This is a genomic window from Streptomyces violaceus (genome assembly GCF_036014075.1).
GTDB lineage: Bacteria > Actinomycetota > Actinomycetes > Streptomycetales > Streptomycetaceae > Streptomyces > Streptomyces violaceus.
This window is the reverse complement of sequence record NZ_CP107911.1, coordinates 5,403,425-5,428,762: the sequence shown is the minus strand read 5'-3', so window position 1 is coordinate 5,428,762 and position 25,338 is coordinate 5,403,425. Positions and strand designations below refer to the sequence as shown.

Annotated in this window: 19 protein-coding genes; 6 read left to right on the top strand and 13 right to left on the bottom strand. The window is 71.5% G+C overall.

The window, feature by feature from the left end; all coding sequences use genetic code 11:
* Window positions 1-536: 536 nt before the first annotated feature.
* On the bottom strand, window positions 537-1,544 hold the full coding sequence (locus OG542_RS24590) for a stage II sporulation protein M (protein WP_261683691.1): 1,008 nt from the start codon (window positions 1,542-1,544) through the stop codon (window positions 537-539).
* A 128-nt stretch (window positions 1,545-1,672) separates the two neighbouring features.
* Here OG542_RS24590 and OG542_RS24585 point away from each other — a divergent pair, with 128 nt between their 5' ends.
* Entirely contained in the window at window positions 1,673-2,635 is a 963-nt protein-coding gene (locus tag OG542_RS24585) for an RDD family protein (protein WP_328413693.1), read from the top strand.
* 37 nt (window positions 2,636-2,672) lie between these two features.
* Here OG542_RS24585 and OG542_RS24580 read toward each other — a convergent pair whose 3' ends face one another.
* Both OG542_RS24580 and ahcY read right to left on the bottom strand, forming a co-directional pair.
* Window positions 2,673-3,287, bottom strand: a complete 615-nt coding sequence (locus tag OG542_RS24580; RefSeq protein WP_193480083.1) for a hypothetical protein — start codon at window positions 3,285-3,287, stop codon at window positions 2,673-2,675.
* 117 nt (window positions 3,288-3,404) lie between these two features.
* The gene (gene ahcY / locus OG542_RS24575) at window positions 3,405-4,862 is read right to left on the bottom strand and encodes an adenosylhomocysteinase (RefSeq protein ID WP_311126023.1); all 1,458 of its coding nucleotides are present in this window, start codon (window positions 4,860-4,862) and stop codon (window positions 3,405-3,407) included.
* Window positions 4,863-5,419: 557 nt separating this feature from the next.
* On the opposite strand from ahcY, the gene OG542_RS24570 reads away from it, so the two are divergent.
* Window positions 5,420-7,573 (top strand): fructose-specific PTS transporter subunit EIIC, encoded by a 2,154-nt coding sequence (locus OG542_RS24570; RefSeq protein ID WP_328413692.1) that lies wholly within the window; start codon window positions 5,420-5,422, stop codon window positions 7,571-7,573.
* Between the two features lie 106 nt (window positions 7,574-7,679).
* Here the strand turns inward: OG542_RS24570 and OG542_RS24565 are convergent, their stop codons facing one another.
* From OG542_RS24565 to OG542_RS24535, 7 genes are all read right to left on the bottom strand, one after another.
* Window positions 7,680-8,660, bottom strand: coding sequence for a cation diffusion facilitator family transporter (locus tag OG542_RS24565; RefSeq protein ID WP_328413691.1), 981 nt, complete (start codon window positions 8,658-8,660; stop codon window positions 7,680-7,682).
* A 144-nt stretch (window positions 8,661-8,804) separates the two neighbouring features.
* A complete protein-coding gene (gene manA, locus OG542_RS24560; protein WP_328413690.1) occupies window positions 8,805-9,956 on the bottom strand; it encodes a mannose-6-phosphate isomerase, class I in 1,152 nt (383 codons plus the stop codon).
* Window positions 9,957-10,046: 90 nt separating this feature from the next.
* A complete protein-coding gene (locus OG542_RS24555; RefSeq protein ID WP_328413689.1) occupies window positions 10,047-11,174 on the bottom strand; it encodes an SIS domain-containing protein in 1,128 nt (375 codons plus the stop codon).
* A gap of 131 nt (window positions 11,175-11,305) precedes the next feature.
* A complete protein-coding gene (locus OG542_RS24550; protein ID WP_184598287.1) occupies window positions 11,306-11,476 on the bottom strand; it encodes a Trm112 family protein in 171 nt (56 codons plus the stop codon).
* Between the two features lie 101 nt (window positions 11,477-11,577).
* Window positions 11,578-12,942: a phosphomannomutase/phosphoglucomutase gene (locus tag OG542_RS24545; protein ID WP_328413688.1), complete on the bottom strand. Its 1,365-nt coding sequence runs from the start codon at window positions 12,940-12,942 to the stop codon at window positions 11,578-11,580.
* 104 nt (window positions 12,943-13,046) lie between these two features.
* Complete coding sequence (locus OG542_RS24540; protein ID WP_328413687.1) at window positions 13,047-14,663, bottom strand: L-lactate permease; 1,617 nt, start codon at window positions 14,661-14,663, stop codon at window positions 13,047-13,049.
* Window positions 14,664-14,783: 120 nt separating this feature from the next.
* Window positions 14,784-15,206, bottom strand: coding sequence for a DUF3499 domain-containing protein (locus tag OG542_RS24535; RefSeq protein ID WP_184598283.1), 423 nt, complete (start codon window positions 15,204-15,206; stop codon window positions 14,784-14,786).
* Between the two features lie 294 nt (window positions 15,207-15,500).
* On the opposite strand from OG542_RS24535, the gene OG542_RS24530 reads away from it, so the two are divergent.
* Window positions 15,501-15,956 carry a metallopeptidase family protein gene (locus tag OG542_RS24530; RefSeq protein ID WP_184598282.1) on the top strand — a complete coding sequence of 152 codons (456 nt, stop codon included), beginning with the start codon at window positions 15,501-15,503 and terminating at the stop codon, window positions 15,954-15,956.
* Window positions 15,957-16,098: 142 nt separating this feature from the next.
* Here the strand turns inward: OG542_RS24530 and OG542_RS24525 are convergent, their stop codons facing one another.
* The 3 genes from OG542_RS24525 to OG542_RS24515 all read right to left on the bottom strand — a co-directional run bounded on the left by OG542_RS24525 (window position 16,099) and on the right by OG542_RS24515 (window position 21,749).
* Window positions 16,099-17,625, bottom strand: a complete 1,527-nt coding sequence (locus OG542_RS24525; protein ID WP_328413686.1) for a DUF5719 family protein — start codon at window positions 17,623-17,625, stop codon at window positions 16,099-16,101.
* Window positions 17,622-21,323, bottom strand: coding sequence for a glycosyltransferase (locus tag OG542_RS24520; RefSeq protein ID WP_328413685.1), 3,702 nt, complete (start codon window positions 21,321-21,323; stop codon window positions 17,622-17,624). The genes OG542_RS24525 and OG542_RS24520 overlap by 4 nt, the downstream gene beginning before the upstream one ends.
* A gap of 162 nt (window positions 21,324-21,485) precedes the next feature.
* Window positions 21,486-21,749 carry a WhiB family transcriptional regulator gene (locus OG542_RS24515; RefSeq protein ID WP_003990679.1) on the bottom strand — a complete coding sequence of 88 codons (264 nt, stop codon included), beginning with the start codon at window positions 21,747-21,749 and terminating at the stop codon, window positions 21,486-21,488.
* A gap of 661 nt (window positions 21,750-22,410) precedes the next feature.
* Between OG542_RS24515 and OG542_RS24510 the strand changes: the two genes are divergently transcribed.
* The 3 genes from OG542_RS24510 (at window position 22,411) to OG542_RS24500 (ending at window position 25,319) form a co-directional block, all read left to right on the top strand.
* Window positions 22,411-22,920, top strand: a complete 510-nt coding sequence (locus OG542_RS24510) for a cysteine dioxygenase (protein WP_311126032.1) — start codon at window positions 22,411-22,413, stop codon at window positions 22,918-22,920.
* A gap of 111 nt (window positions 22,921-23,031) precedes the next feature.
* Window positions 23,032-23,991 carry a 2-phospho-L-lactate transferase gene (gene cofD, locus OG542_RS24505; protein ID WP_311126033.1) on the top strand — a complete coding sequence of 320 codons (960 nt, stop codon included), beginning with the start codon at window positions 23,032-23,034 and terminating at the stop codon, window positions 23,989-23,991.
* Window positions 23,988-25,319: a coenzyme F420-0:L-glutamate ligase gene (locus tag OG542_RS24500; RefSeq protein WP_328413684.1), complete on the top strand. Its 1,332-nt coding sequence runs from the start codon at window positions 23,988-23,990 to the stop codon at window positions 25,317-25,319. Before cofD ends, OG542_RS24500 begins: the two co-directional genes overlap by 4 nt.
* The last annotated feature ends 19 nt before the right edge of the window (window positions 25,320-25,338 follow it).

Below are 25,338 nucleotides of genomic sequence, written 5' to 3'. Positions count from 1 at the left end.
CAGTCAGGCGGAATAGGCCCGACCGTTCACAGCGTCCTCGCTGTGTTTTTTCAAAGGAACCTCGTCCCAGCCTGATGGCCGGAGACGGGGTATCAACATATCTGGCGTTGACTTTTGGCACGCTGTTGAGTTCTCAAGGAACGGTCGCTTCCTTTGTACTCACCCTCTCGGGCTTTCCTCCGGGCGCTTCCCTTCGGTCTTGCGTTTCCGACTCTATCAGATCTTTCCGATCCGATTTCCTCGGTGCTTTCCAGGTTCCCGCTTCCGCGTTTCCCTTTCCGGCGGTTCCGACTTTATCAGAGGTTTCGGGCCGTGCTTACCGGCCGCACATTTCCGATTCATCGGGAGTGGCTCAATGAAATCAGTGTTTCTAGGAGCCGACAGATGTTCACTGTCGCCTTCTGGGGTGCAACCCATCTCTAGGCAACTGTTCAAATCTACCTCCCCGCACTTGCCGTGTCAACGGCTCCTGTGGGGCGAAGAGGAGACTAGCAGCTGAACGGAGGTGGTCGCACATCCGGCGGCCGTGGGGACGTTCAGGCAGCTGTCGGGACGGTGGCGCTGCGCTCTGCCGCCTCGACGTCGCCGGTGTCTCCGGCGCGGGCGGCACGACCGCCCAAGACGTAGACGTAAGCGAAGAAGGCCAGTTCGGCGGCGACACCGATGGTGATGCGTGCCCAGGTGGGGAGGCCGGACGGAGTGACGAAGCCTTCGATGGCGCCGGAGACGAAGAGGACCAGGGCGAGGCCGATGGCCATGCCGATGGCGGCGCGGCCCTCTTCGGCCAGAGCCGTGCGTCGCGTGCGGGGGCCCGGATCGATGAGGGTCCAGCCGAGGCGCAGGCCGGTGCCCGCGGCCACGAAGACGGCGGTCAGTTCGAGCAGGCCGTGTGGCAGGACCAGACCGAGGAAGGTGTCGAGTCGGCCGGCCGAGGACATCAGGCCGAAGCCGATGCCGAGATTGAGCATGTTCTGGAAGAGGATCCAGATGACCGGGAGGCCCAGGAAGACCCCGAGGATCAGGCACAGGGCGGCGGCCCAGGCGTTGTTCGTCCAGACCTGGGCGGCGAAACTGGCGGCCGGGTGGCTGGAGTAGTAGGTCTCGTACTGGCCGCCCGGGCGAGTGAGCTCGCGTAGTTCGCTGGGGGCCGCGATGGAGGCCTGTACTTCGGGGTGGGTGCCGATCCACCAGCCCAGGAGCGCGGCCACGGCTGTGGACAGGAGCGCGGTGGGCACCCACCAGTGGCGTGACTTGTAGACAGCGGCGGGGAAGCCGTAGGTGAGGAAGCGGGTGACATCTCGCCAAGAGGCGCGTCGGGTGCCTGTCACGGCACTACGCGCGCGTGCCACCAGTTGACTGAGCCGGCCCGTCAGCTGGGGGTCGGGGGCGCTGGACTGGATCAGGGAGAGGTGCGTGGCGGTGCGCTGGTAGAGGGTGACGAGTTCGTCGGCTTCGGCGCCGTTGAGGCGGCGCTGGCGACGCAGCAGGGCTTCGAGGCGGTCCCACTCCGCTCGGTGGGCGGAGACGAAGACGTCGAGGTCCATCGGTGTGCCTGCTCCTCGGCTGTTCGTCGGCGACTCGTCGTGGATCAGCTTGTCGTACTGCGGCGCAATGTGCCCTCAGCTTGGCAGACTGGCTCTGTCTGGGGCAGGGCAGGGGAAGGACGGCGGGCGTGAGTGAGCTGGTGACGGGCGAGGCGGTGGCGTTGGAGCTGCGCCCCGCGAGGCTGCCCAGCAGGGCGCTGGCCGTGCTGCTCGATCTGGTGGCGGCCATGGCCGTCTATGTCGCGGTGACCATCGTGCTGGTGACTTCCACGGCCTCGCTGGACGAGGCGGCGCAGACGGCGTTGTCGATCGCGACGTTCGTTCTCGTGCTGGTGGGTGCGCCGGTCGCGGTGGAGACGCTCAGTCATGGGCGGTCGCTCGGGAAGATGGCGTGCGGGCTGCGTGTGGTGCGGGACGACGGAGGTCCGATCCGGTTCCGTCATGCGCTGGTGAGGGGCTTGATCGGGGTGATCGAGATCCTCATGACCTTCGGGGTCGTCGCCTGTATCGCCTCGTTCGTCTCGGCGCGTGGGCGGCGGCTGGGAGATGTGTTCGCGGGGACCCTCGTCGTGCGGGAGCGGATTCCGGTCGCGCGGACCGGCTTTGTGCCGCCTCCTCCGCCCTGGCTTGCGGGACGGTTCTCGGGGCTCGATCTGTCCGCGGTGCCCGACGGGTTGTGGCTCGCCGTCCGCCAGTACCTGACGCGCATGCGGCAGTTGGATCCGCAGGTGGGCTGGTCGATGGCGGAGCGGCTGGCGTCGGATCTCGCGGAGCGTACGGGGGCTCCGGTGCCGCAGGGTGTTCCGCCGGCGGCGTATCTGGCGGCGGTCGTGCAGGAGCGGCAGGCGCGGGAGTCCCGGCGGGCTTTCGGGAGCGGTTCGGCCTCGTCTCCCGATCCGGCCGGGGAGGGGCCTCCGGGCGTGTACGGAGCTCCGGCCGCGTACGGAGCTCCGGCTGCTGACGTACCGCCCGTTGTGGCGCCTGGTGCGGCGTCCGAGTCGTCTGGCGGACGCCGGCCTGTGGAGGTGCCGGAGATGCAGGAGGTGCCGGAGGGTGATCGGCCCGGCACCGGGTTCGTGCCGCCGGCTTAGTGAGCGCGGGGCTGCCCGCTCAGCTGCGGCTGCCTGGTCAGGTGAATGCGGACGGCGGTGATTCGAGGTCCTCGAGTTCGATGCCGGGGGCCGCGAGCACCACGTCGCCCGCGATGTGCACGGCGTGCTGCTCGCCCGTGTCCAGGTCTGTGACCTGGTATTCGTCCACCGTCAGAGGGCCGTTGTCAGTGGCGTGTGCTTCTCTCTTCAGCAAGGACCACGACTGGTCCACGGTGCGCGGGGCGAGGACCGGGTCCGTGAGGGCGACGAGGCGTACGCGGGTGGCCGACGCGGAGGGGGTGAGGCGCAGGAGACGGGCGGTGGCGACGAGGAACGCCGGGGAGGTGCCGGTGAAGGCGTGGGCGCGCACATTGCCTTCGGTGGCCTCGGTCCCGGTGGGGTCGGTGCGGACCCAGGTGACGCCGTCGAGGGCCGCGCCGCGGACTTGCCAGGCGGCGGCGTGGAGTTCGAGGCGGATGGGGCGGCCGAGTTCGTCGAGGGTGAGGTCGACGGAGCCGTGGTGATCGCCCGAGGGGGTGGTCAGCTGGGAGACGTAGCGCCAGCCGGAGGGGCCGACGGCGCAGTGGAAGTGCTCTTCTGCGAGGGGGGTGTGATCGTGCGGATCGTGGAGCGAATAACGGCCGCGGGGCATGAGGGTCGTCCTGGAGCTTGACGGGCCGGTCCGGGCGTTGGTCCGGGAAACGGGGCAGGCCCCCGGCACGGGGGTGCGGGGGCCTGCCTCGGAGAACCAGCTGCCGGGGAGTACGGCTCAGTAGCGGTAGTGGTCCGGCTTGAACGGGCCCTCGACCTGGACGCCGATGTACTCGGCCTGCTCGGGGCGGAGCGTGGTCAGCTTCACGCCGAGCGCGTCGAGGTGGAGGCGGGCGACCTTCTCGTCGAGGTGCTTGGGCAGCACGTAGACGCCGGTCGGGTACTCGTCGGGCTTGGTGAACAGCTCGATCTGGGCCAGGGTCTGGTCCGCGAAGGAGTTGGACATCACGAACGACGGGTGGCCGGTGGCGTTGCCCAGGTTCAGCAGGCGGCCCTCGGAGAGGACGATGAGCACCTTGCCGTCGGGGAACGTCCAGGTGTGGACCTGCGGCTTGACCTCGTCCTTGACGATGCCGGGGATCTTGGCGAGACCGGCCATGTCGATCTCGTTGTCGAAGTGGCCGATGTTGCCGACGATCGCCTGGTGCTTCATCTTGGCCATGTCCGAGGCCATGATGATGTCCTTGTTGCCGGTCGTGGTGACGAAGATGTCGGCCTTGTCGACGACCTCGTCGAGGGTCGTGACCTGGTAGCCGTCCATCGCCGCCTGGAGCGCGCAGATCGGGTCGATCTCGGTGATGATCACGCGGGCGCCCTGACCGCGCAGGGACTCCGCGCAGCCCTTGCCCACGTCGCCGTAGCCGAAGACGACCGCGGTCTTGCCGCCGATGAGGACGTCGGTGGCGCGGTTGATGCCGTCGATGAGCGAGTGGCGGCAGCCGTACTTGTTGTCGAACTTCGACTTGGTGACGGCGTCGTTGACGTTGATCGCCGGGAACAGGAGGACGCCGTCGCGCTGCATCTCGTACAGGCGGTGGACGCCGGTCGTGGTCTCCTCGGTGACACCGCGGATCTCCGAGGCGAGCTGGGTCCACTTCTGGGAGCCGTCGGTGATGGTGCGGTTGAGGAGTTCGAGGATGACGCGGTGCTCGTCGTTCTCGGCGGTGTCGACGGCAGGGACCTTGCCGTCCTTCTCGTACTCGACGCCCTTGTGGACGAGGAGGGTGGCGTCACCGCCGTCGTCGAGGATCATGTTCGGGCCGCCGGTGGGGGCGTCCGGCCAGGTCAGCGCCTGCTCCGTGCACCACCAGTACTCCTCCAGGGTCTCACCCTTCCAGGCGAAGACCGGGACGCCCTGCGGGTTGTCGGGCGTGCCGTTCGGGCCGACGGCGATGGCGGCCGCGGCGTGGTCCTGGGTGGAGAAGATGTTGCAGGAGGCCCAGCGGACCTGCGCGCCCAGGGCGACCAGGGTCTCGATGAGCACGGCGGTCTGCACGGTCATGTGCAGAGAGCCGGTGACGCGGGCGCCGGCGAGGGGCTGCGCCTCGGCGTATTCCTTGCGGATCGCCATCAGGCCCGGCATCTCGTGCTCGGCGAGGGTGATCTCCTTGCGGCCGAAATCGGCCAGGGAGAGGTCGGCGACCTTGAAGTCCTGCCGGTTGTCGACAGTCGTCATTGCGAGCTGCTCCTCGGGGTTTGGGTCGAGGTGGGTACGGCTGGTCTGCGCGGCGGCGGACACAGGGGTGCCCGAAGAAAGACACTGTCATGCCCGCGTGCACGCAGCGCAGTCCGTCGGAGGCCCTCTCTCCCTCGGCCGGTCCGCGGTGGGACCGCCCGACCGCCATCAGCAGCGACGTCTGGCTCCGTCCCAAGCTACACCGGGAGGCCGGGCCGTCCCCAGCCCGCATCCGAAGAGATCGCGCCATCGAGGTGGGACGAGCAAGAGAGACGGCCCGGAAGGCGCCGGTTCCGCAGGCGGTGGCGGCAGGTCACGGGACTCAGGGGCGTGTTTCAGGCATTGGCACGTAGGGGTGTGCGGGCGATGAGCGGGCGCGATAACAGGACACCAACGAACGGTCGCCAGGAGGCGACAAAGCGGAACCTTCAGGGATCTTTTGGCCTTTGAGTCTGCGGCGGCGTGGTGCAGGATGCCCGGGACATCTGAACAACTGATCGATCTTGCGGGGCGTCCGGGACGGCGATTCCGCATGACAAAGGCGTTAGGAGATCGACGTGACCAGTCCGGCCGGCCCTCCCCCCACGGGCAGCGGCGATGGCGAGCGGCAGCGGTTGAAGCTGCTCGCGGTGACCGCATGCCCGACCGGCATCGCCCACACGTACATGGCGGCCGAGAAGCTCGCGCAGGCCGCCGAGAGTCGCGGCATCGAGATGAAGGTGGAGACGCAGGGATCCATCGGGGCTGAGAACGTCCTCGACGACAACGATGTCAAGCATGCCGACGGCATCATCGTCGCCGCGGACAAGGACGTGGACCTGAGCCGTTTCGCGGGGAAGCGGGTCCTGACCGTCGGGGTGGCAGAGGGCATTCGTCACCCGGACCAGCTGATCGAGCGAGTGCTGTCGGCGCCCGTGCACGCAGAAGGGGGCGCCCCCACAGCTCCCCCGGCCGGTGGCGGCAAGGAGCGGAGCCTCGGGTACAAGGCGCTGATGAACGGGGTCAGTTACATGATCCCGTTCGTCGTGGTCGGCGGGCTGCTGATCGCGATCTCGCTCTCGCTCGGCGGGCACGCCGACCCGTCGGGCGGTCTGGTCATCCCGAAGGACTCCTTCTGGATGGACGTGAACAACATCGGCGTCATCGGCTTCACGCTGATGGTGCCGATCCTGTCCGGTTACATCGCGTATGCCATCGGGGACCGGCCCGCGCTGGTGCCGGGCATGATCGGTGGCTGGATCGCCAACACCGGGGAGCTGTACGACTCCAAGGCGGGCGCTGGGTTCATCGGGGCGATCGTGACCGGGTTCCTCGCCGGGTATCTGGTGTTGTGGATCAAGAAGGTCAAGGTTCCGAAGTTCGCCCAGCCGATCATGCCGATCATCGTGATCCCGATCGTGGCGACCACGGCTCTGGGGCTGTTCTTCATCTACGTCATCGGCAAGCCGATCTCCTGGGTGTTCGAGCACCTGACCGACTGGCTCAGCGGGATGACCGGTACCAGCGCGATCCTGCTCGGCGCGATTCTGGGGCTCATGATCGCGTTCGACATGGGCGGGCCGGTCAACAAGACGGCGTTCCTGTTCGGGACCGGCCTCATCGCGACCGGCAACCAGACGGTCATGGGCATGTGCGCGGCCGCGATCCCGGTCATGCCACTGGGGCAGGGCCTGGCCACGCTGATACGGAGGCGGCTGTACACCGAGCAGGAGCGGGAGACGGGGCTCGCCTCGCTGTTCATGGGCTGCTTCGGCATCTCGGAGGGTGCGATCCCGTTCGCGGCCGCGCGCCCCGCGCAGGTCATCCCCGCCAACATGCTGGGTGGCGCGGTCGCCGGCGCGATCGCCGGGGTCGCCGGGGTCGAGGACGCGGTGCCGCACGGTGGGCCGATCGTGGCCGTGCTGGGTGCGGTGAGCGGCGTGCCGATGTTCTTCGTGGCCGTGGTGATCGGCTCGGCCGTCACCGCGCTCGCCACGGTCGCCCTGGTCGACCTGGGTGAGCGCCGTCGGCGCGGGGAGCCGGTCGGCGGCGCCGGCACGGCCGGGCCCGAGCCAGTGCTGGTCGGGGTGGGTGCCAAAGCGCCGGGCACCGGCGGTGTCGTAGCGCAGCGGGGCGTGCGCGAGGCAGAGGCGGTCGGCGCGAGTGCGTCCCCCGCGGCCGCGCCCCCGGAGCCCGCGGCTCCCGAGAAGGCGGCGGCACTCGAGGGGTCCGCGGAGACCGCGGACGGCACTCCGGCGGCGGAGAACGGCGTGGGCGAGGTTCTCTCCGGCTACCTCACCCAGCAGACCGTGAAGGTCGAACTCGGTGCGGACGGCAAGGAGTCCGCGATCCGGGAGATGAGTGAGCTGCTGGCCCGTACCGGCAGGGTCGCGGACGTGGACGAGCTCGTGGCGTGTGCGCTGCGGCGGGAGGCGCAGGGCACGACCGGGCTCGGTGAGGAGATCGCGATTCCGCACGCCAAGACGGATGCGGTGACGGAGCCGGTCGTCGGTTTCGCCCGGTCCGGGCAGGGCGTCGAGTGGGGCTCGCTGGACGGTACGAAGGCGCGGCTGGTGTTCATGATCGCCGTACCGGAGGCGGCAGCGGGTGACGAGCATCTGAGGATTCTGGCGCTGTTGTCGCGGAAGCTGATGGACGCCGGGTTCCGGGAGCGGCTGCTGGCCGCCTCGGACGAATCGGCCCTCCTCGGGGTGCTGCGCGAGGTCGGGTAGGACGGGGGCGGTTCGCGTCTGAGGACGTGTCCGCAGAGGAAGCGCATGGGGCCCGCCGAGTGGTTCGGCGGGCCCCATGGCGTTCGGGCAGTGCTCCTGCGGGACGTCAGTGTCCGGCGTCGCCCAGCGTCGGTCCCCCGGGCGTCGCCTCGGGGTCGGGGCCCTTGGCGGCTTCGGTCTCGCTGTAGATGTCCGGCTCGAGGTAGATCACGCGGGCGATCGGGACGGCCTCGCGGATGCGGGACTCGGCGGCGTTGATCGCGGCGGCGATCTCGGTGGCCGTCTCCTCGTGGCGGACGGCGATCTTGGCGGCGACGAGGAGTTCCTCGGGGCCGAGGTGGAGCGTGCGCATGTGGATGATGCGGGTGACCGTGTCGCCGTCGACGAGGGCGGTCTCGATCTTCTGGGTCTCCTCGACGCCGGCGGACTCGCCGAGCAGCAGCGACTTGGTCTCGGCGGCGAGGACCAGGGCGATCAGGATGAGCAGGATGCCGATGCAGAGGGTGCCGATGCCGTCCCAGACGCTGTCGCCGGTGAGCAGGGCGAGACCGACGCCGCCGAGCGCGAGGATCAGGCCGACGAGGGCGCCGAGGTCCTCCAGGAGGACGACCGGCAGCTCGGGGGCCTTGGCGTGGCGGACGAACTCCTTCCAGGAACGCTTGCCCCGCAGGACGTTGGACTCCTTGATGGCCGTGCGGAAGGAGAAGGTCTCGGCGATGATCGCGAAGACCAGGACGCCGACCGGCCAGTACCAGTTCGTCAGCTCGTGCGGGTGCTTGATCTTCTCGTAGCCCTCGTAGAGGGCGAACATGCCGCCGACCGAGAAGAGGACGATCGAGACGAGGAAGGCGTAGATGTAGCGCTCGCGGCCGTAGCCGAAGGGGTGCTGCGGGGTGGCCTCGCGCTTCGCCTTCTTGCCGCCGAGGAGGAGAAGTGCCTGGTTGCCGGAGTCGGCGAGCGAGTGCACGGACTCGGCGAGCATCGAGGACGAGCCGCTGAAGAGGAACGCCACGAACTTCGCTACCGCGATCGCGAGGTTGGCGGCCAGTGCCGCCACGATCGCCTTGGTGCCGCCTGACGCGCTCATATGTTCGCGTTGTCCCTTCGTACGCCGTTCCAGGGCCCGGACGCTCGCCTTGCTGCGCCGCCCGCGACTTTGCCCGTGCTTGACGGTGGGCCATTGTTGCAGCCCGCTCCGGCAGGAGCGCGCCAGGTCACCGTCGTGAGGAGATCAGGCGATGACCGTGGCCCGGAAGAGCGTGCCGGTTCCGGACACTTCGGCCTTTTCGCCGGCCGGGACGAAGACGGACCGGCCCGGGGTTAGGTCGTGCTCGCCCGCCCGGACGGAGCCCGCCGTGCAGAGCAGGATCTGCGGGGCCGGGCGGGTGAGGTCGTGGGTGGTGCCGGCCTCGGGCAGGACGTAGCGGGAGAGGCGGAACTCGTCGATCGGGGTCTCGTAGACCTCCTCGCCGTCCGGGGAGGCCTCGGGGCGCAGGACGCCGGGATCGCCGGCGCGGAAGTGGACGATACGCAGGAGTTCGGGGACGTCGACATGCTTGGGGGTGAGGCCGCAGCGCAGGACGTTGTCGGAGTTGGCCATGATCTCCACGCCGAGGCCCTGGAGGTAGGCGTGCGGGACGCCGGCGCCGAGGTAGAGGGCCTCGCCGGGCTGGAGCCGCACGTGGTTGAGCAGCATCGCGGCGATGACGCCGGGGTCGCCCGGGTAGTGGTGGGCGATGTCGGCGTAGGGGGCGTAGGCCCCGCCGAGCCGGTCGCAGGCGGCGGCCGCTTCCGCGACGGTCCGGGCCATCTCCTCGGGGTCCGCCGTGAGGATCGCAGTGAGGACCTCGCGCAGGGCCGCGTCCTCGGGGTGGGCGTGCAGCAGGTCGACGTACGGCTTGAGGGAGTCGACGCCGAGGTCGTCGAGCAGGCCGGCGGCCTCGAGCGGGTCGCGGAAGCCGCACAGGCCGTCGAACTCGGTGAGTGCGCAGATCAGTTCGGGCTTGTGGTTGGCGTCCTTGTAGTTGCGGTGCGGGGCGTCCACGGGGATACCGCGGCGTTCCTCGTCCGCGTAGCCCTCCTCCGCCTGCGTCAGGTCGGGGTGGACCTGGAGGGAGAGCGGGGCTCCGGCGGCGAGGATCTTGAGGAGGAAGGGCAGGCGGGGGCCGAACCTGGCGACGGCGGCCGGTCCGAGTTCCTTCTCGGGGTCGGCGTCGACGACCTCGACGAGCGTGCCCCTGTCGGTGCGCGAGGGTGCGCCCGGGTGGGCCCCCATCCACATCTCCGCCTGCGGCTCGTTGGTCGGTTCGACGCCGAGCAGGTTCGGGATGGCGGTCGGGGAACCCCAGGCGTAGGGGCGGATGGTGTTGTCGAGGCGGTCCATGGGGATCTCTCCGCGTGTCCTGTGAGTGCGTACGTACGCCTGCTGCTCCCGGGCGGCTGCCGCGTGGGCGTCAGGGTGTCCCGGGCATGATCAGGCCCTCGAAGCGAGCGCCAGGTAAACGGCGGCGAAATCCGTGATGGCGATCAGTTCCGCGAGGGTCTCCAGCTCGTCGCCCGCCTCCGGTTCCAGTTCGCTGATCGGGGTGTCGTGGCTGAGGGCCAGGTCGCGGGCGCCGGGGGCGGCGGTGAGGCCGCCGATGGGGCGGTCGCGGAGCAGCACCACGCGCGCGTGGAGGGCGGGGGCTTCCTCGACGCGGTCGCGGAAGAAGTCGTCGGGGTCGGCGCTGGCGGCCAGCGGGCCCGCGAGCAGGGCGCTGTGTGCGGCGAGGGCCTCGGGGAGTTCGGCGACGACCGCGGGGGTGCCGGACAGCTCGGCGAGGGCGGCGGCGAAACGGCGGCCCGCCGGTCCGGCCGAGATGCCCTCGGTCCAGACGACGGGAAGCGCGTCGGCGAGTTCGGCGGCCAGGGTCTTGGCGGCGTTGCTGTAGGTCGCGATGGCGGGGCCGCAGCGTTCCGCGATGCGGTCGAGGCGGTCGGCGACCTTGCCGAGGGCGTCCGGCGGGGCGGTGAGCACTCCGGCACGGTCCAGGAGCGCGAGGAGCGGGGTGAGCAGGGCCCACAGGACGCCGGGGGCGGACGCGGCGAAGGGCTCGTCCTGGTCGTACGGGGCGGTCGCCATGGGGACGAACAGGCCGTGCGAGCCGTTTACGGCGTCGGCGAGCGGGGACCTGCCGGGGGCTACGGCGACGACGGTGCAGCCACGGCGGTAGGCCTGCTCGGCGAGGAGGGACAGGCCGGGTTCGGTCCCGTCCGGGGTGGTGATCAGGAGGAGGTCCACGGAGCCGACCCAGCCGGGCAGTTCCCAGCGCAGGGCGCCCGCGGCGGGGGCGACGCCGGTGGGGGCCAGGCGGGTGACCGGGCTGCCGGCGCCGGCGAGTGTGCCGAGGAAGTCGGCTGCGTGGGTGGCGGCGGCGCCCGGGCCGGCGATGAGGACGGCGCGGGGGCGGCCGTCGGGCTTGAGGTCGTTGACGCCTGCCTCGGCGGCGTGGCGGGCGGCCGTGCGGAGGCGCGCGCCGGCTTCCGCGGCGCCGCGGAGCAGGTTGCGGTGGTCGGCCTCCGCGAGGCGCTCAGGGGAGTCGAGCAGCGATTCGTCGAGCATGGGGTGGCAGCCTCCGATCGCCGGGGTCCGTTATACCGGGGCCCGTTATAGGGGTGTCGTCCTGCCTCGGTGCCCGCTGTACCGGGAGCTATGTGCACCGGGGCTCACGCGGGTGTGTCCGCCCGCGTGTCCTAGGCGGGGCGGCGGGCCTCGTCGACCAGGAGGACGGGGATGCCGTCGCGGACGGGGTAGGCCAGGGCGCAGCTCTGGTCGGTGCAGATCAGTTCGGTGTCCTGCTCCTTGAGCGGGGCGTGACAGGCCGGGCAGGCGAGGATGTCCAGGAGGCCGGATTCGAGCGGCATATGGCTTCTCTTCCAGGGGTCGGGGTGGTGCGGATGTGCCTGGTCAGGGTACCGCCGGTGAAGGTGGGGCGGAGGGACAGGAAGCTGATCCGGCGGTCCTGTCAGCCCCTGATGATCGCCAGAGCCTCGTCCCTCACCCTGGCCATCGTCTCCGGGTCCCTCGCCTCCGCGTTCAGGCGCAGCAGCGGCTCCGTGTTGGAGGGGCGGACGTTGAACCACCAGTCGGCGGAGGAGACCGTGAGGCCGTCGAGCTCGTCCAGTTCGATGCCCTCGCGGGTCTCGTACGCGGAGCGGATCGCGGCGAGGCGGGCCGCCTGGTCGGTGACCGTGGAGTTGATCTCGCCGGAGCCGGCGTAGCGGTCGTACTGGGACACGAGTGCGGAGAGGGGCCCTGCCTGGCCGCCCAGGGCTGCCAGGACGTGGAGGGCGGCCAGCATGCCCGTGTCGGCGTTCCAGAAGTCGCGGAAGTAGTAGTGCGCGGAGTGCTCGCCGCCGAAGATCGCGCCCGACCGGGCCATCTCCGCCTTGATGAAGGAATGGCCCACACGGGTGCGGACCGGAGTGCCGCCGTTCTCCTCGACGACCTCGGGGACCGACCAGGACGTGATCAGGTTGTGGATGATCGTGCCCTTGCCGCCGTGCCTGGCCAGTTCGCGGGAGGCGACCAGCGCGGTGATCGCGGAGGGGGAGACCGGCTCGCCGCGCTCGTCGACGACGAAGCAGCGGTCGGCGTCGCCGTCGAAGGCGAGGCCCAGGTCCGCGCCCTCCTCACGGACGCGCTTCTGCAGGTCGACGAGGTTGGCCGGGTCGAGGGGGTTGGCCTCGTGGTTGGGGAAGGTGCCGTCGAGCTCGAAGTACATCGGGACAAGGGTCACCGGCAGGCCGGCGAAGACCTCGGGGACCGTGTGGCCGCCCATGCCGTTGCCCGCGTCGACGACGGCCTTCAGGGGGCGGACGGAGGCCAGGTCCACCAGCGAGAGCAGGTGCGCCGCGTAGTCCGACAACGTGTCGCGGCCGGTGATCGTTCCCGTCTTCGCGGCCGGCTCCGGGGCGCCCGACTCGCTCCAGCCCTCGACGAGTTCGCGGATCTCCGCGAGGCCGGTGTCCTGGCCGACCGGGGCGGCGCCCGCGCGGCACATCTTGATGCCGTTGTACTGCGCCGGGTTGTGGGAGGCGGTGAACATGGCGCCCGGCAGGTTCAGCGCGCCCGAGGCGTAGTACAGCTGGTCCGTCGAGCACAGGCCGATCTCCGTCACGTCGGCGCCCTGCGCGGCGCCCCCGCGCGCGAAGGCACGCGACAGGCCCGGCGAGGAGGGCCGCATGTCGTGCCCGGTCGCGATGGCGCTCGCACCGGTGACCCGGACGAAGGCCGCCCCGAAGAGCTCGGCCAGGGACTCGTCCCACTGGTCCGGGACGACCCCGCGTACGTCGTACGCCTTCACGACCTGCGACAGATCAGCAGCCACGGCCAACCTTCCTGAAAAAAGTACCGTCGGTCGGCACAAACTACCCCCGCCCGCTGACAGCGCGCTGGGCGGACGCCGAACGGGCGCCCGGGCGTCCTCTCAGGTCAAGGCAGCATCCAGCCCAGGACCGGTGTGCTCTGGCCGACCACGATCAGGCACATGACCAGCAGCAGGCCCAGGCTCCACGGCAGTACCTTGCGCAGCAAGTCGCCCTCCCGGCCCGCGAGTCCGACGGCCGCGCAGGCGATGGTGAGGTTCTGGGGGGAGATCATCTTGCCGAGGACACCGCCGGAGCTGTTGGCGGCGGCCAGCAGGTCGGGGGAGAGTCCCGACTCGCGGGCGGCGGTGACCTGGAGGGCGCCGAAGAGGGCGTTGGCCGAGGTGTCGGATCCGGTCACGGCGACTCCGAACCAGCCGAGGACGGGTGAGAGGAAGGCCAGTCCGGCTCCGGCCGCCGCGACGAAGTGGCCGATCGTCGCCGCCTGGCCGGAGAGGTTCATGACATAGGCGAGCGCCAGTACGGAGGTCACCGTAAGGATCGCGAAGCGCAGCTCGTGGACGGTCGCGAGCCATTCCCTGACCGCCACGCGCGCGTGCACCCCGATGACGGCGGCCGTGCAGACGCCGGCGAGGAGCACCAGCGTGCCGCCGGTCGACACGATCGGCCAGGTGAAGACATTGCCGCTGACCGGGTCGCCGTCCGGCCCCGCCACGTTCAGGAGGGGCCAGTCGTAGGTCTGGGTGGTCCTGGCCAGCCAGTCCTTGAGGGCCGGGATCTGCGCGACGGAGAAGATCACGACGATCAGCGCATAGGGGGCGTAGGCGCGCAGGATCTCGCGGGGCGGGTCCTCCTCGTCGAGTTCCTCGCTGCGGGCGCCGGTCAGCACGGAGGCGCGTACGGACTCGGCGGCGGGCACGCGCGCGTGCGGTACGGCGACCAGGGCGCCCGCGCCGGCCAGGGCGGCGCCGATGTCGGCGAGTTGGGCGGAGACGTAGTTGGAGGCGGCGAACTGGGCGACGGCGAAGGCGACTCCGCATGCCAGGGCGGGCACCCAGGTCTCGCGCAGCCCGCGCCGGCCGTCCACGAGCCAGACCAGCACCAGGGGCACCACGAGGGCCAGCAATGGCGTCTGACGGCCCACCACGGACGCCACGGAGTCCAGCGGCAGTCCGGTGACCTGGGCGAGGGTGACGACCGGGGTGCCCATCGCGCCGAAGGCCACGGGCGCGGTGTTGGCGACCAGGGCGACGACGGCGGCGCGCACCGGTTCGAAGCCGAGGGCGACCAGCATGACCGCGCTGATCGCGACGGGCGCCCCGAAGCCGGCGAGTGCCTCCAGCAGCGCCCCGAAGCAGAAGGCGATGACGAGCGCCTGGATGCGCGGGTCGTCGGACAGCCGCCCGAAGGACCGGCGCAGGATGTCGAAGTGCCGGGTGCGGACGGTCATCCGGTACACCCACAGGGCGTTGACGACGATCCACAGGATGGGGAAGAGGCCGAAGACGGCTCCCTGGGCGGCGCTGGAGAGGGTCTGGCCGAGGGGCATGCCGTATGCGAGCCAGGCGACGAGCACGGCGGCGAGGAGGCCGGTCAGGCCTGCCAGGTGCGCCTTCAGGCGGACGCCGCCGAGCAGGACCAGGACGATCACGAGGGGCAGGGCGGCCACGAGGGCGGACACGCCCAGTGAGCCGGCGACGGGTTCCAGTTCCTGGACGTACAACGGGCGCCTCCCCGGTTTCCGTCATGCGAAAGCGATTTCTCGCGTCCTCAAACGGAATGGTCATGTCCGCGCCAAGCTCGCGTCAATGGGTGTGCGCGAGACAGCAGCCGGACGGGGCGCTCAGTTGTCGGGGGATCGCAGGACCCGCAGATGACCCCGCCGCGCGACCTCCATCGGGTCGGCCGTACGCCCTCCGCCACCGGCCCCGGCCGCCCGCTCCTGGGGGCGGGCCGCCTCTCGCACGGCGTTGGCAAGGGCTTCCAGGTCGTCGCCGCTGGGGCGGGCCGGGGCCGAGCCGTCGAGGAGCCGGACGACCTCCCAGCCACGCGGGGCGGTGAGGCGCTCGGAGTGCTCGGCGCACAGGTCGTAGCAGTGGGGTTCGGCGTAGGTGGCGAGCGGGCCGAGGACCGCGGTCGAGTCGGCGTAGACGTACGTCAGCGTCGCGACGGCGGGACGGCCGCAGGCGGTGCGCGAACAGCGACGTACAGGGCTCACGATGTTGGACGGTACCGCACTCTTGAGCGGGCCGCGACGACTCTCCATCAGGTCACTCCACCGTGTCGCGTTGTGAAACGCCACACACGCCCCTGCCGGCACACCCGGCTGACCTGCCCGGACACCGTCGGCCGCGGTGTCGGACGAGCCTGCAAGCGGTCAAGAGTCGTCACAAAATCCTCAATTGCCGTGACGTCACCGGTCTCGGCGGGATACGGAATCAAGCCCAACCTTGGCTGGAATGGTCATGTAACGACATGCCGCGCGGGTCGGCCGGAAGCCGTCCGTGGCGCCGCGCGGTGCCGGGCACACGCGCCTGGCGGGGACTACCCTTCAGCAGTGATGGACAAGCCCGTAACGCCCCGTGCCGCCGCCCCCGGGCCCCGCCGTCGTGATCGCCACGGCCGGGGCATGCGCGGCCCGATCGCACCACCGCAGGTGCCGCTCGCCGCGAGCCGCGCGGAGGCGTTCGCGGATCTGGTGCAGGACTCCGTGGAGCGTCTGGAGCGGCGGTGGCCGCAGCTCGCCGACATCGATTTCCTGGTCCTGGAGGTACCCCGGCTCGACGGGCCCGGCGAGGCCTGGAACGACGAGGCGGTTCCGCTCGGCGGCACGATCAGCGCGCGCGAGGGTCGCCCCGCGCGCGTGGTGGTCTACCGGCGGCCGGTCGAGATCCGTACCAAGGGGCGCGATGAGCGGGCGGCGCTGGTGCACGAGGTCGTCGTCGAGCAGGTCGCCGAGCTGCTGGGGCTGACACCGGAGACGGTGGATCCGCGGTACGGCGAGGAGCAGGGCTGAGACGACGCACGCAAGCCTCCGGCGGTCAGGCCGTTCACCCGTGGGCGGTGGGGGCTGATGTCCCTGGGGCTGCGCCCCAGCCCCCCGTCGGCCTGAACGGCCTCGTCCCTCAAACGCCGGACGGGCTGGGAAGTGCGCCTGTTTACTTCTGCAGGACCGACAGGTCCTCGTCCGCCTCCGGTACCGCCACCGTCCCCCGGTCGTCGGGGAGGGTCTGCACGGTGAAGGCGGGGACACCGCTCTCGTTCGCCGACAGGGTGCGGGCGCCGTAGACCGGGCCGCCGGAGACCGGCTCGACCGTGAGCGCGTACGTGCCCTTCAGGCCGCCGGGGGCCGGGGACTCGATGTCCTGGGTCGTGCCGGCCTTGATCGTGTACGTCTTCGACACCGGGGTGCCGCCCTCGCTGCCCGCCGAGGCGGTGACCTTGACCGTGGCGGCACGGCCGGGGGCGGTCAGGGACAGGGTGCTGCCCTTGGCGCTGTTGTCCGCGGACGTCGCGCGCGTGCCGACGGGGCGGGTGGCCGGGATGAACGCCGTCTCCTGCTTGTCGCCCTTGCCCCGTGCGACCCGCAGGGCCGCCACGACCGGCACGGACTGGTCCGTCGGCGTCAGCACCAGGGAGCCGGCCTCGCCGCGTGTGACGTCGCCGAGGTCGACGGCGGTCGTCATGCCGCCCTTGACGTGCACGGTCTCGTGTCCGGCCGGGGTGATCAGCCCGGAGGGGGAGGCGAGGCGCACCTTCAGGTCCGCGTCGGCGTCGCCGGGGGTGAAGGCGACCAGGCGCACGGAGGTGGCGTCCTTGGGGATGCCGGGCAGGACCAGGCTGCCCGAGGGGTCCGTGGACGCGGCCAGCCAGTCGCCGCCGAGCTTGTCGTCCAGGGCCTGCACGGAAGCGCCGACGCGTCCGCTGCGGACGTTGACGTGCACGGTGAGGTTGGTCTGCTCCTCGTCCGTGAGCGTGGACAGCAGGACCGGCTCGCTGGAGTGCGGCTGGAGGGTGATGCCCTCCCCCACCGGGGACTGGAGGGAGCCGTCCTTGCCGTAGAGCTCGACGTCGACCACGGCGGCCGAGTCGTCGGGGTTCGTCAGGTGGACGTAGTCGGTGCGGTCGGCCGCCGTGCTGGCGCCCGGGAACCAGAAACTCGTGTCCGGAGCCGCGCAGTTGACGCCCTGAAGGCCGCGTCCGGTGCCCGCGGCGACCTCCGTGGTCTGCTGGACGGTCCAGCCGGGCGCGAACCTGCCGTCGGCGGTCCCGACGAGCGCGGGCGCGTCGGAACCCGAGCTGTCCCCGGTGACCGGCTTGCCGGGCTCCTTGGGAGTGAGCACGGGCTTCCCGGTCTTGTCCTCGCCGGACTTCCCGTCGTCCTTGCCCTTGTCGCCGCCCGGCTCCGAGCCGTCCGCCGACGCCTCGGCCGCTGCCTGGAGTTCGGCCTTGCCGCCGCTTTCCGTGCCCCTCGTGACGGGCGTGAAGGACGTGTAGGACGTCTCGGCGAGGTCGGACGTGCTGGGCGCCGGGCACAGCAGGCTCGTGCGCTCCACGGGCAGTTGGGCGGCCGCCTTGGCGGTGGCGTCCGCGCCCGGGGCGTCCGGGGCGGACAGCGCGGCGAATCCGGTGACGGCGGCGAGCGCGGTCACGCCGGCGATCAGGGACAGGGTGGTGCGGTTCACTGCTGGCTCCCGTCGGGACGCTCACTGCCCGTGCCGTGGGGGTGGTGCTGCTCTTGCGCCGGGTCGTACGGCGTGCCGTAGTTCTGGGTGTGGGCCTGGTCGTAGCCCGCCTGGTCGTAGCCGGCTTGGTCGTACGACGGCGCCTGGGGCGAGCCGCCGTACGCGTACGGGTCGTACTGGCCGCCCTGGTACGGATCCGCCTGGTACTGCCCGCCGTACGCGTCCGCCGGGTACGGGGTGGCCTGGTACTGGTCGCCGTAGCCCGCGTACTCGCCGCCCGGGTAGCCCGCCGCGTCCCACTGTCCGTGGTTCTGTTGCTGCGGTACTGCCGTCGGCGGCTGCTCGGGCTGTGGGGGCGGGAACTCCCCGGGCCCGGGCGCTCCTTCGGTCTCGGCCTCGGCCTGGGCGCGCAGGCGGCGGGCGCGGCGGCCCTCACCGGCGACCGCCTGGGCCGGGACGACCGGCTCCTCGGGCATGTCGTCGTCGACGTCGCGGCGCCGGCCGGGCAGGGCGAGCACCACGAGGACGACGGCGAGCAGGCCCTGCGTCCACAGCCACACGGTGTGGCCGACCGGATCGTCGTAGGTGACGTCCAGCGTGCCGCCGGTGGCGGGGAGTTCGAAGCCCTGGGCCCAGCCGTCGACCGTGGTGCGGGTCAGCGGCTTGCCGTCCAGCGTGGCGGTCCAGCCGTCGGAGGCGGTGTCGGCGAGGCGCAGCACCCGCCCGTCGGCGCCGGTCGGGATCCTGGTGTGGATGTCGACGGGCCCGGCCGCGACGGGCTGGGGAGTGCCGGAGCCGGAGGCGGGGACGATGGTGGCGCGCGCGACCTCCTGGTCGATCTGCCACAGCGCGCCGCCGTTCTGCTGGCTGAGCCGGGTCAGGCCGGGCGTGGCGTCCAGGACGCGGGTGACATCGCGGGGCGCGCCCTGGTGGACGAGGACGTAGCGCACGGCGAAGCCGCCGAGCTGGTCGGCCTGGTCGGCGCCGGAGCCGGCGACGAGGTTGGCGACGACCTTGTCGAGCCTGCTGTTCTCGCCGTCGGCCGCGGCGACCTCGCCGTCGCCGAGGCGGGCGCCGGAGCCGCGGACGAGCATGTATCCCACATGAGAGGCGGAGTCGCTGTCGAGGACGAGGGTGCGGGCCTGTTCGCTGCTGCCGCTCTCCTCGGCGACGAACGCGGGGACCTGGGTGGGGTCGCTACGCTCCAGGGGGCCGTCGGCGCCGCGGATCATCCAGCCGGCGGCGACTAGCAGCGGGCCCGCGGCCGAGGCGAAGGCGATCAGCACGGCGACCGGCTGGCGCCAGCCGAAGCTCTGCTCGGCCACCCGCGCGCGTGCTCCGTCGGCGCCGAGCGCGGCGGCCGCCAGGAGGGCGATGCCGTAGACGAGGGTCGCGGGGCCGGCCCAGGTGGAGCTGTTGGACAGGGCCGCGAAGACGAAGCCCACCAGGGCGGCCGCCCAGGCCGTCCGGATGCCCGTCTGGCGTTCCGAGCGCAGCAGGGCGGCGAGCGCGGCCAGCACGATACCGATGAGCATGAGGCCGCTGACGGTGCCGGGGCCGCCCGGGCTGGCGCCGAGCAGGTCGAGGGCGGAGGCGGAGGCGGCTCCGTACTCCAGGCCGGCCTGGTGGAAGAAGCCGAACGGGAGCAGCGTCAGCGACCAGGGCGCGAGGACCAGCAGGGGCGTGCCGAGCTGGGCGAGGAACCGCGGCCCGTACGCCGTGATGTCCGTCCGGCGCACGGCCAGCAGCCCCACCCCGAGGATCAGCGCGACGGGCCACACGATCGGGGTGAACGCGGTGGTGACGGTCAGCAGCAGTGCGTACGCCCAGGTGGCGCGCCAACTGCCCCGCGTGCCCGCCGGGTTCGCCAGGCCGCTGGCCGCGATGCCCGCGCGTGCGATGAGCGGCAGCAGCACGGCCAGGACGGCGGTGCCGAGGCGGCCGCCGGCGAGGGCGCCGGTGGCGGCGGGCAGGAAGGCGTAGACGACGGCCGCCCACGCGCGCAGCAGCCGGGACTCGACCAGCGGGCGGGAGGCGAAGTAGGCGGCGACACCGGCCAGCGGCACCGAGCAGACGAGCAGGACGGTGACCGCGAGGCCGGTCGAGCCGAACAGCAGGGACGCCAGCATCGCCACGAACGCGACGTACGGCGGCGCCGAGGAGGTGCCGCCGGCGCCGACCGGGTGCCACGCGTCCAGGTAGCGCGCCCACAGTGCGGAGGAGTCGGCCGGGGCGGGCAGCAGGGAGCCGCCCGCGAGCGCGCCGCCGCCGAGGAGTTCACGGCAGGCGAGCAGGGAGACGAGCAGCAGGACGAGGAACAGCACCGGGCCGGGCTTGCGCGCGATGCGCTTGAGCCGGGCGAACTGCTCGATCTGCAGGAAGTCCGTGTCGTCGCCGCCGGGGCCCGACTCGACGGCACCGCCGTGCCGTCCGGCACCGGCGGCGACCTCGGGGTCGAAGCTGCCGACGAGGTTGCCCGCGACCTGCTCGAAGGTCATGCGGACGGTCGCGCCGGGCGGCGGGAACAGCGGCCGCAGCTCGGCCTTGTCGACCTGGGGGGTGCCTCTGCCGCGCCGCCCGGCGAGGATCCGCTCGGGTCGCAGCAGGGTGCCCATGAGGCCGCGGATCTCGTCGACGGCCTGTCCGGGGACCTTTCCGACGAGGTACGCGACGGTCCGCAGCAGGGTGCCGAGCACGACGCGCAGCAGCACCCAGGGGAGCACGGCCGTACGCGTGTTGACGAGCAGGCTGTAGACGGCGCCGGCCTTGTCGACCTTGTGCGGGGAGGCGGAGGTGCGGCCCACGCAGTCGACGGTGCGGCGCTCCCGGGAGGCCGCCTCGGCGTGCCGGACGACGGCTTCCGGGGCGATCAGCACGCGGTGGCCCGCGGCGTGCGCGCGCCAGCACAGGTCGAGGTCGTCGCGCATGAGGGGCAGGTGCCGGTCGAAGCCGCCGAGCTGTTCGAAGATGTCGCGGCGGACGAGCATGCCGGCGGTGGAAACCGACAGCACGGTCCGGACGTGGTCGTGCTGGCCCTGGTCCTGCTCCCTGCGGTCCAGGCCGGTCCAGCGGCGGCCGGAGTTGGCGATGGAGACGCCGACCTCCAGCAGCTGCCGCCGGTCGTACCAGCCGCGGAGCTTGGGGCCCACGACGGCCACGTCCTCGCGGCCCAGCTCGTACTCGTTGTCCACGACGCGCAGCAGCTGGGCCAGGGCGTCGGGCTCCGGGGCGCAGTCGTCGTGCAGCAGCCACAGCCACTGCACCGGCTCGCCGTGCGGGAGCTCGGGCATGTCGTAGGCGTCGTCGCGCCACGTGCGCGTGACCGGGTCCCAGCCGCTGGGCCGCTTCAGGTACGGCAGCTGCTCCGGGGTGAGGACCGGGGCGCTGCGGTCGCACTCCTCGACAGCCTGGCCGAAGCCGGTGCGGCGGGCGAGGTGCAGCACCCGGTCGGCACCGAGCGCGTCGGTGACCAGCTGGGCGGAGGCGTCCGCGCTGCCGGTGTCGGCCCCCATCGCGTACTGGACGGGGCGCTCCTGGCCGAGCAGCCCGGCGAGCGCGTCGGGCAGCCAGCGGGCGCCGTCGTGGGAGACGAGGACCGCGGTCACCACGTGACGCGGGAACTCGGGCGGGCGGGCCGGGTCAAACACGGCTGTGGCAGCGGTGTCGTGATGAGCTGCCGAGTGGCTGTGCACGGACATCGAGGTACGGGCCCCGGTTCGGTGGACTGCGGTGGACGCCTGCGGCCGGCGGGGGCCGCGGGGCGTCTCGGACGAGCGCCCACACTATCGGCTGACAGCATTGTGGCCCGCCGCCTGTGGATAACCCACCTGCGACGGGCCGTTCACGAACCAGGGGTCCGGTCAGACCGCGGCCTTCTTCAGCCGGCGGCGCTCCCGCTCGGACAGGCCGCCCCAGATACCGAAGCGCTCGTCGTTGGCGAGGGCGTACTCGAGGCATTCGGAGCGGACCTCGCAGGAGAGACAGACCTTCTTGGCCTCCCGGGTCGAGCCGCCCTTCTCGGGGAAGAAGGACTCGGGGTCGGTCTGGGCGCACAGCGCGCGCTCCTGCCAGCCGAGTTCCTCGTCCGCGTCGTCGACCAGCAGTTGCTGCACCAGCTCGGTCATGTGCGCCCCTCGTCTGTTCTTTTCCGCGTCCCCGTGATGTAGCCGTTACCGATTACGGCTGAACGACACGAGTGAAATTACAAGTGTGCTGCTCCGGGCGAGTCAAGCCGAGATCTGCTATTGAGCCCCTTATTCACTCTGCGGAACCAAGGCCATGCGGAAAGTGTTCAAATCGGCATAAACCTTGACACGCAGACGGAGCCCACGAGGGGCCCCACCGTCACCCGGGCCCCGTACGGACCTGTACGGGGGAGGACGCCCAGGAGTTCGATCTCGTTCCGGTACCCACGTCAAAGCGAATCTGATCACAGTCTGATCACGAGTACGCAACGAGGTTTGTGTGCCCGGATGGACGCCATGTGTCCCGGCCGGGACATGAACAAACCTTTCATCTGAGCGAACGACCGGATGAGGTGAACCTCGTCCCACATACCGGGTGCCGAGTTGACAGTGGAGGTGTGACCCGGTGTCCTAGTGGGCATGCTCGCGAACTTGGCACTCACCTCGACCCGCCCCGCCGGGTCCCACGGTGCTGCCCGCGCTCGCTGTAGCTGTTGCTGTTCCAGCTGTTGAGCCACACCCGCTCCAGCTGAAGGCCGAGCCACCAGTCCCTCGGCTCCCGTTCCCTCTGACCTACTTTCACTGAGGAACCACGCACCCCATGAACAGCGACAGCGACCTCCAAATCGCCGGCGACATCCTCGAAGTCCCGCACCTGCTCCAGGTGGAGCGCGCGCACCCGGCCACCGTCGCCGAGTTCGTCGGACTCGCCCGCTCCATCGCCGCCGACCGCTCCCAGTGGGAGCACCTCGTCCGCTACGACGCGGCCAGCCGCTGGTACCACCGGCTGCGCACCGGCCCGGGCTACGAGGTGTGGCTGCTGTCCTGGGTGCCCGGGCAGGGCAGCGGGCTGCACGACCACGGCCGCTCCTCCGGTGTGCTGACCGTGCTGGACGGCACGCTGACGGAGCGCACGGAGCGGGGCACGCGCGCCTTGCGGGCAGGCGCGCAGCGCGTGTTCGCGCCGGGGTATGTACACGAGGTAGTGAATGACGCACTCGAGTCGGCGGTGAGTCTGCACGTGTACTACCCGGGGCTGACGGCGATGCCGATGCACACTGCCCCGCACTGCGAGGCGGCCCGTACCGAGCCGGGCGCCCTCACTGCCTGACCGGTTGTCGTAGCCGCCGACCGGTTGTCGTAGCCGCCTGCAAGACTGTCCCACCCGTCGCCCGACCACCACCCCTCAACGAGTCAGCCTGACGGCTGACACACTGTTTCAATGCGCATTGTGGTTCTGGCAGGCGGCATCGGTGGTGCCCGGTTCCTGCGTGGTCTGAAGCGGGCCGTCCCGGACGCGGACATCACGGTCATCGGCAACACCGGGGACGACATCCACCTCTTCGGGCTGAAGGTCTGCCCGGACCTCGACACGGTGATGTACACGCTCGGCGGCGGCATCAACGAGGAGCAGGGCTGGGGTCGTGCCGACGAGACCTTCCGTCTCAAGGAGGAGCTCGCGGCGTACGGCGTCGGGCCCGAGTGGTTCGGCCTGGGCGACCGGGACTTCGCCACGCATATCGTGCGGACGCAGATGATCGGCGCCGGGTACCCGCTGAGCGCGGTGACGGAGGCGCTGTGCGAGCGCTGGAAGCCGGGCGTGCGGCTGATCCCGATGTCCGACGACCGCGTGGAGACCCACGTGGCGGTCGAGATCGACGGTGAGCGCAAGGCGATCCACTTCCAGGAGTACTGGGTGCGGCTGCGCGCCTCGGTGCCCGCCGAGGCGATCGTTCCGGTGGGCGCCGACCAGGCGAAGCCCGCTCCGGGCGTCCTGGAGGCCATCGCCGAGGCGGACGTGATCCTCTTCCCGCCGTCCAACCCGGTGGTGTCGATCGGCACGATCCTCGCCGTGCCCGGCGTCCGGGAGGCGATCGCCGACGCCGGAGTCCCGGTGGTCGGCCTGTCCCCCATCGTCGGTGACGCGCCCGTGCGGGGCATGGCCGACAAGGTGCTGGCCGCCGTGGGCGTCGAGTCGACGGCGGCGGCGGTGGCCGAGCACTACGGCTCGGGTCTGCTGGACGGCTGGCTCGTGGACACGGTGGACGCGGGCGTGGTGGAGCAGGTCGAGTCGGCCGGGGTCCGCTGCCGGGCCGTGCCGCTGATGATGACCGACGCCGACGCGACCGCGCGGATGGCCCGCGAGGCGCTGGCGCTGGCGGAGGAGGTGCGGGGAGCTTGAGCGAGGAGGTCTCGGACCGGCAGCGGGGCGGCGACGGGTACCGGGTGTGGGCCGTGGCCGGGCTGCCCGAGGTCGCGGCCGGGGACGATCTGGCCAAGCTGATCGCGTCCGCCGAGCCCGGTCTGGCCGACGGGGACGTGCTGCTCGTCACGTCGAAGATCGTGTCCAAGGCGGAGGGCCGGATCGTCCAGGCGGACGACCGGGAGGCGGCCATCGACGCGGAGACGGTACGGGTGGTGGCCCGGCGCGGCGCCCTCCGGATCGTCGAGAACCGGCAGGGCCTGGTCATGGCCGCGGCCGGGGTCGATGCCTCCAACACCCCCTCCGGGACCGTGCTGTTGCTGCCCGAGGATCCGGACGCGTCCGCCCGCGCGATCCGTGACGGACTGCGGGTCGCCCTTGGCGTCGAGGTCGGTGTCGTCGTCACCGACACGTTCGGGCGGCCCTGGCGCGCGGGGCTCACGGATGTCGCGATCGGCGCCGCCGGAGTGCGCGTACTCGACGACCTGCGCGGGGGCACGGACGCGTACGGCAATCCGCTCAGCGCCACCGTCGTCGCCACGGCCGACGAACTCGCCTCCGCGGGCGACCTGGTCAAGGGCAAGGCCGCCGGGCTGCCGGTAGCCGTCGTACGCGGGCTCCCGGACCTGGTCGCGGGGGACGGGGACGAAGAGGGGGCGCGGGCCATGGTGCGCGGCGCGCGCGACGACATGTTCCGGCTCGGCACGTCGGAGGCGGTACGGCTGGCGGTGACCCAGCGGCGTACGGTCCGGGCCTTCACGGACGAGCCCGTCGACCCCGGTGCCGTACGGCGGGCGGTGGCCGCTGCCGTGACGGCTCCCGCGCCGCACCACACCACACCGTGGCGGTTCGTGCTGCTGGAGTCCGAGGAGTCGCGGACGCGGCTGCTCGACGCCATGCGGGACGCCTGGATCGCCGACCTGCGCCGGGACGGCAAGACGGAGGAGTCCATCGCCAAGCGGGTACGGCGCGGGGACGTCCTGCGGAACGCTCCGTACCTCGTCGTCCCCTGCCTGGTCATGGACGGCTCGCACAGCTACGGCGATCCGCGGCGGGACGGCGCCGAGCGGGAGATGTTCGTGGTCGCCACGGGCGCCGGCGTGCAGAACTTCCTGGTCGCGCTGGCCGGGGAGCGGCTGGGGTCGGCGTGGGTGTCCTCGACGATGTTCTGCCGGGACGTGGTGCGCGAGGTGCTGGGGCTGCCGGCGGACTGGGATCCGATGGGCGCGGTGGCGGTCGGGCATCCGGCGGAGGATCCGCGACCGCGGCCGGAGCGGGACGCGGGGGCGTTCATCGAGGTGCGGTGAGCGGCGCGGGGCGGCGTCT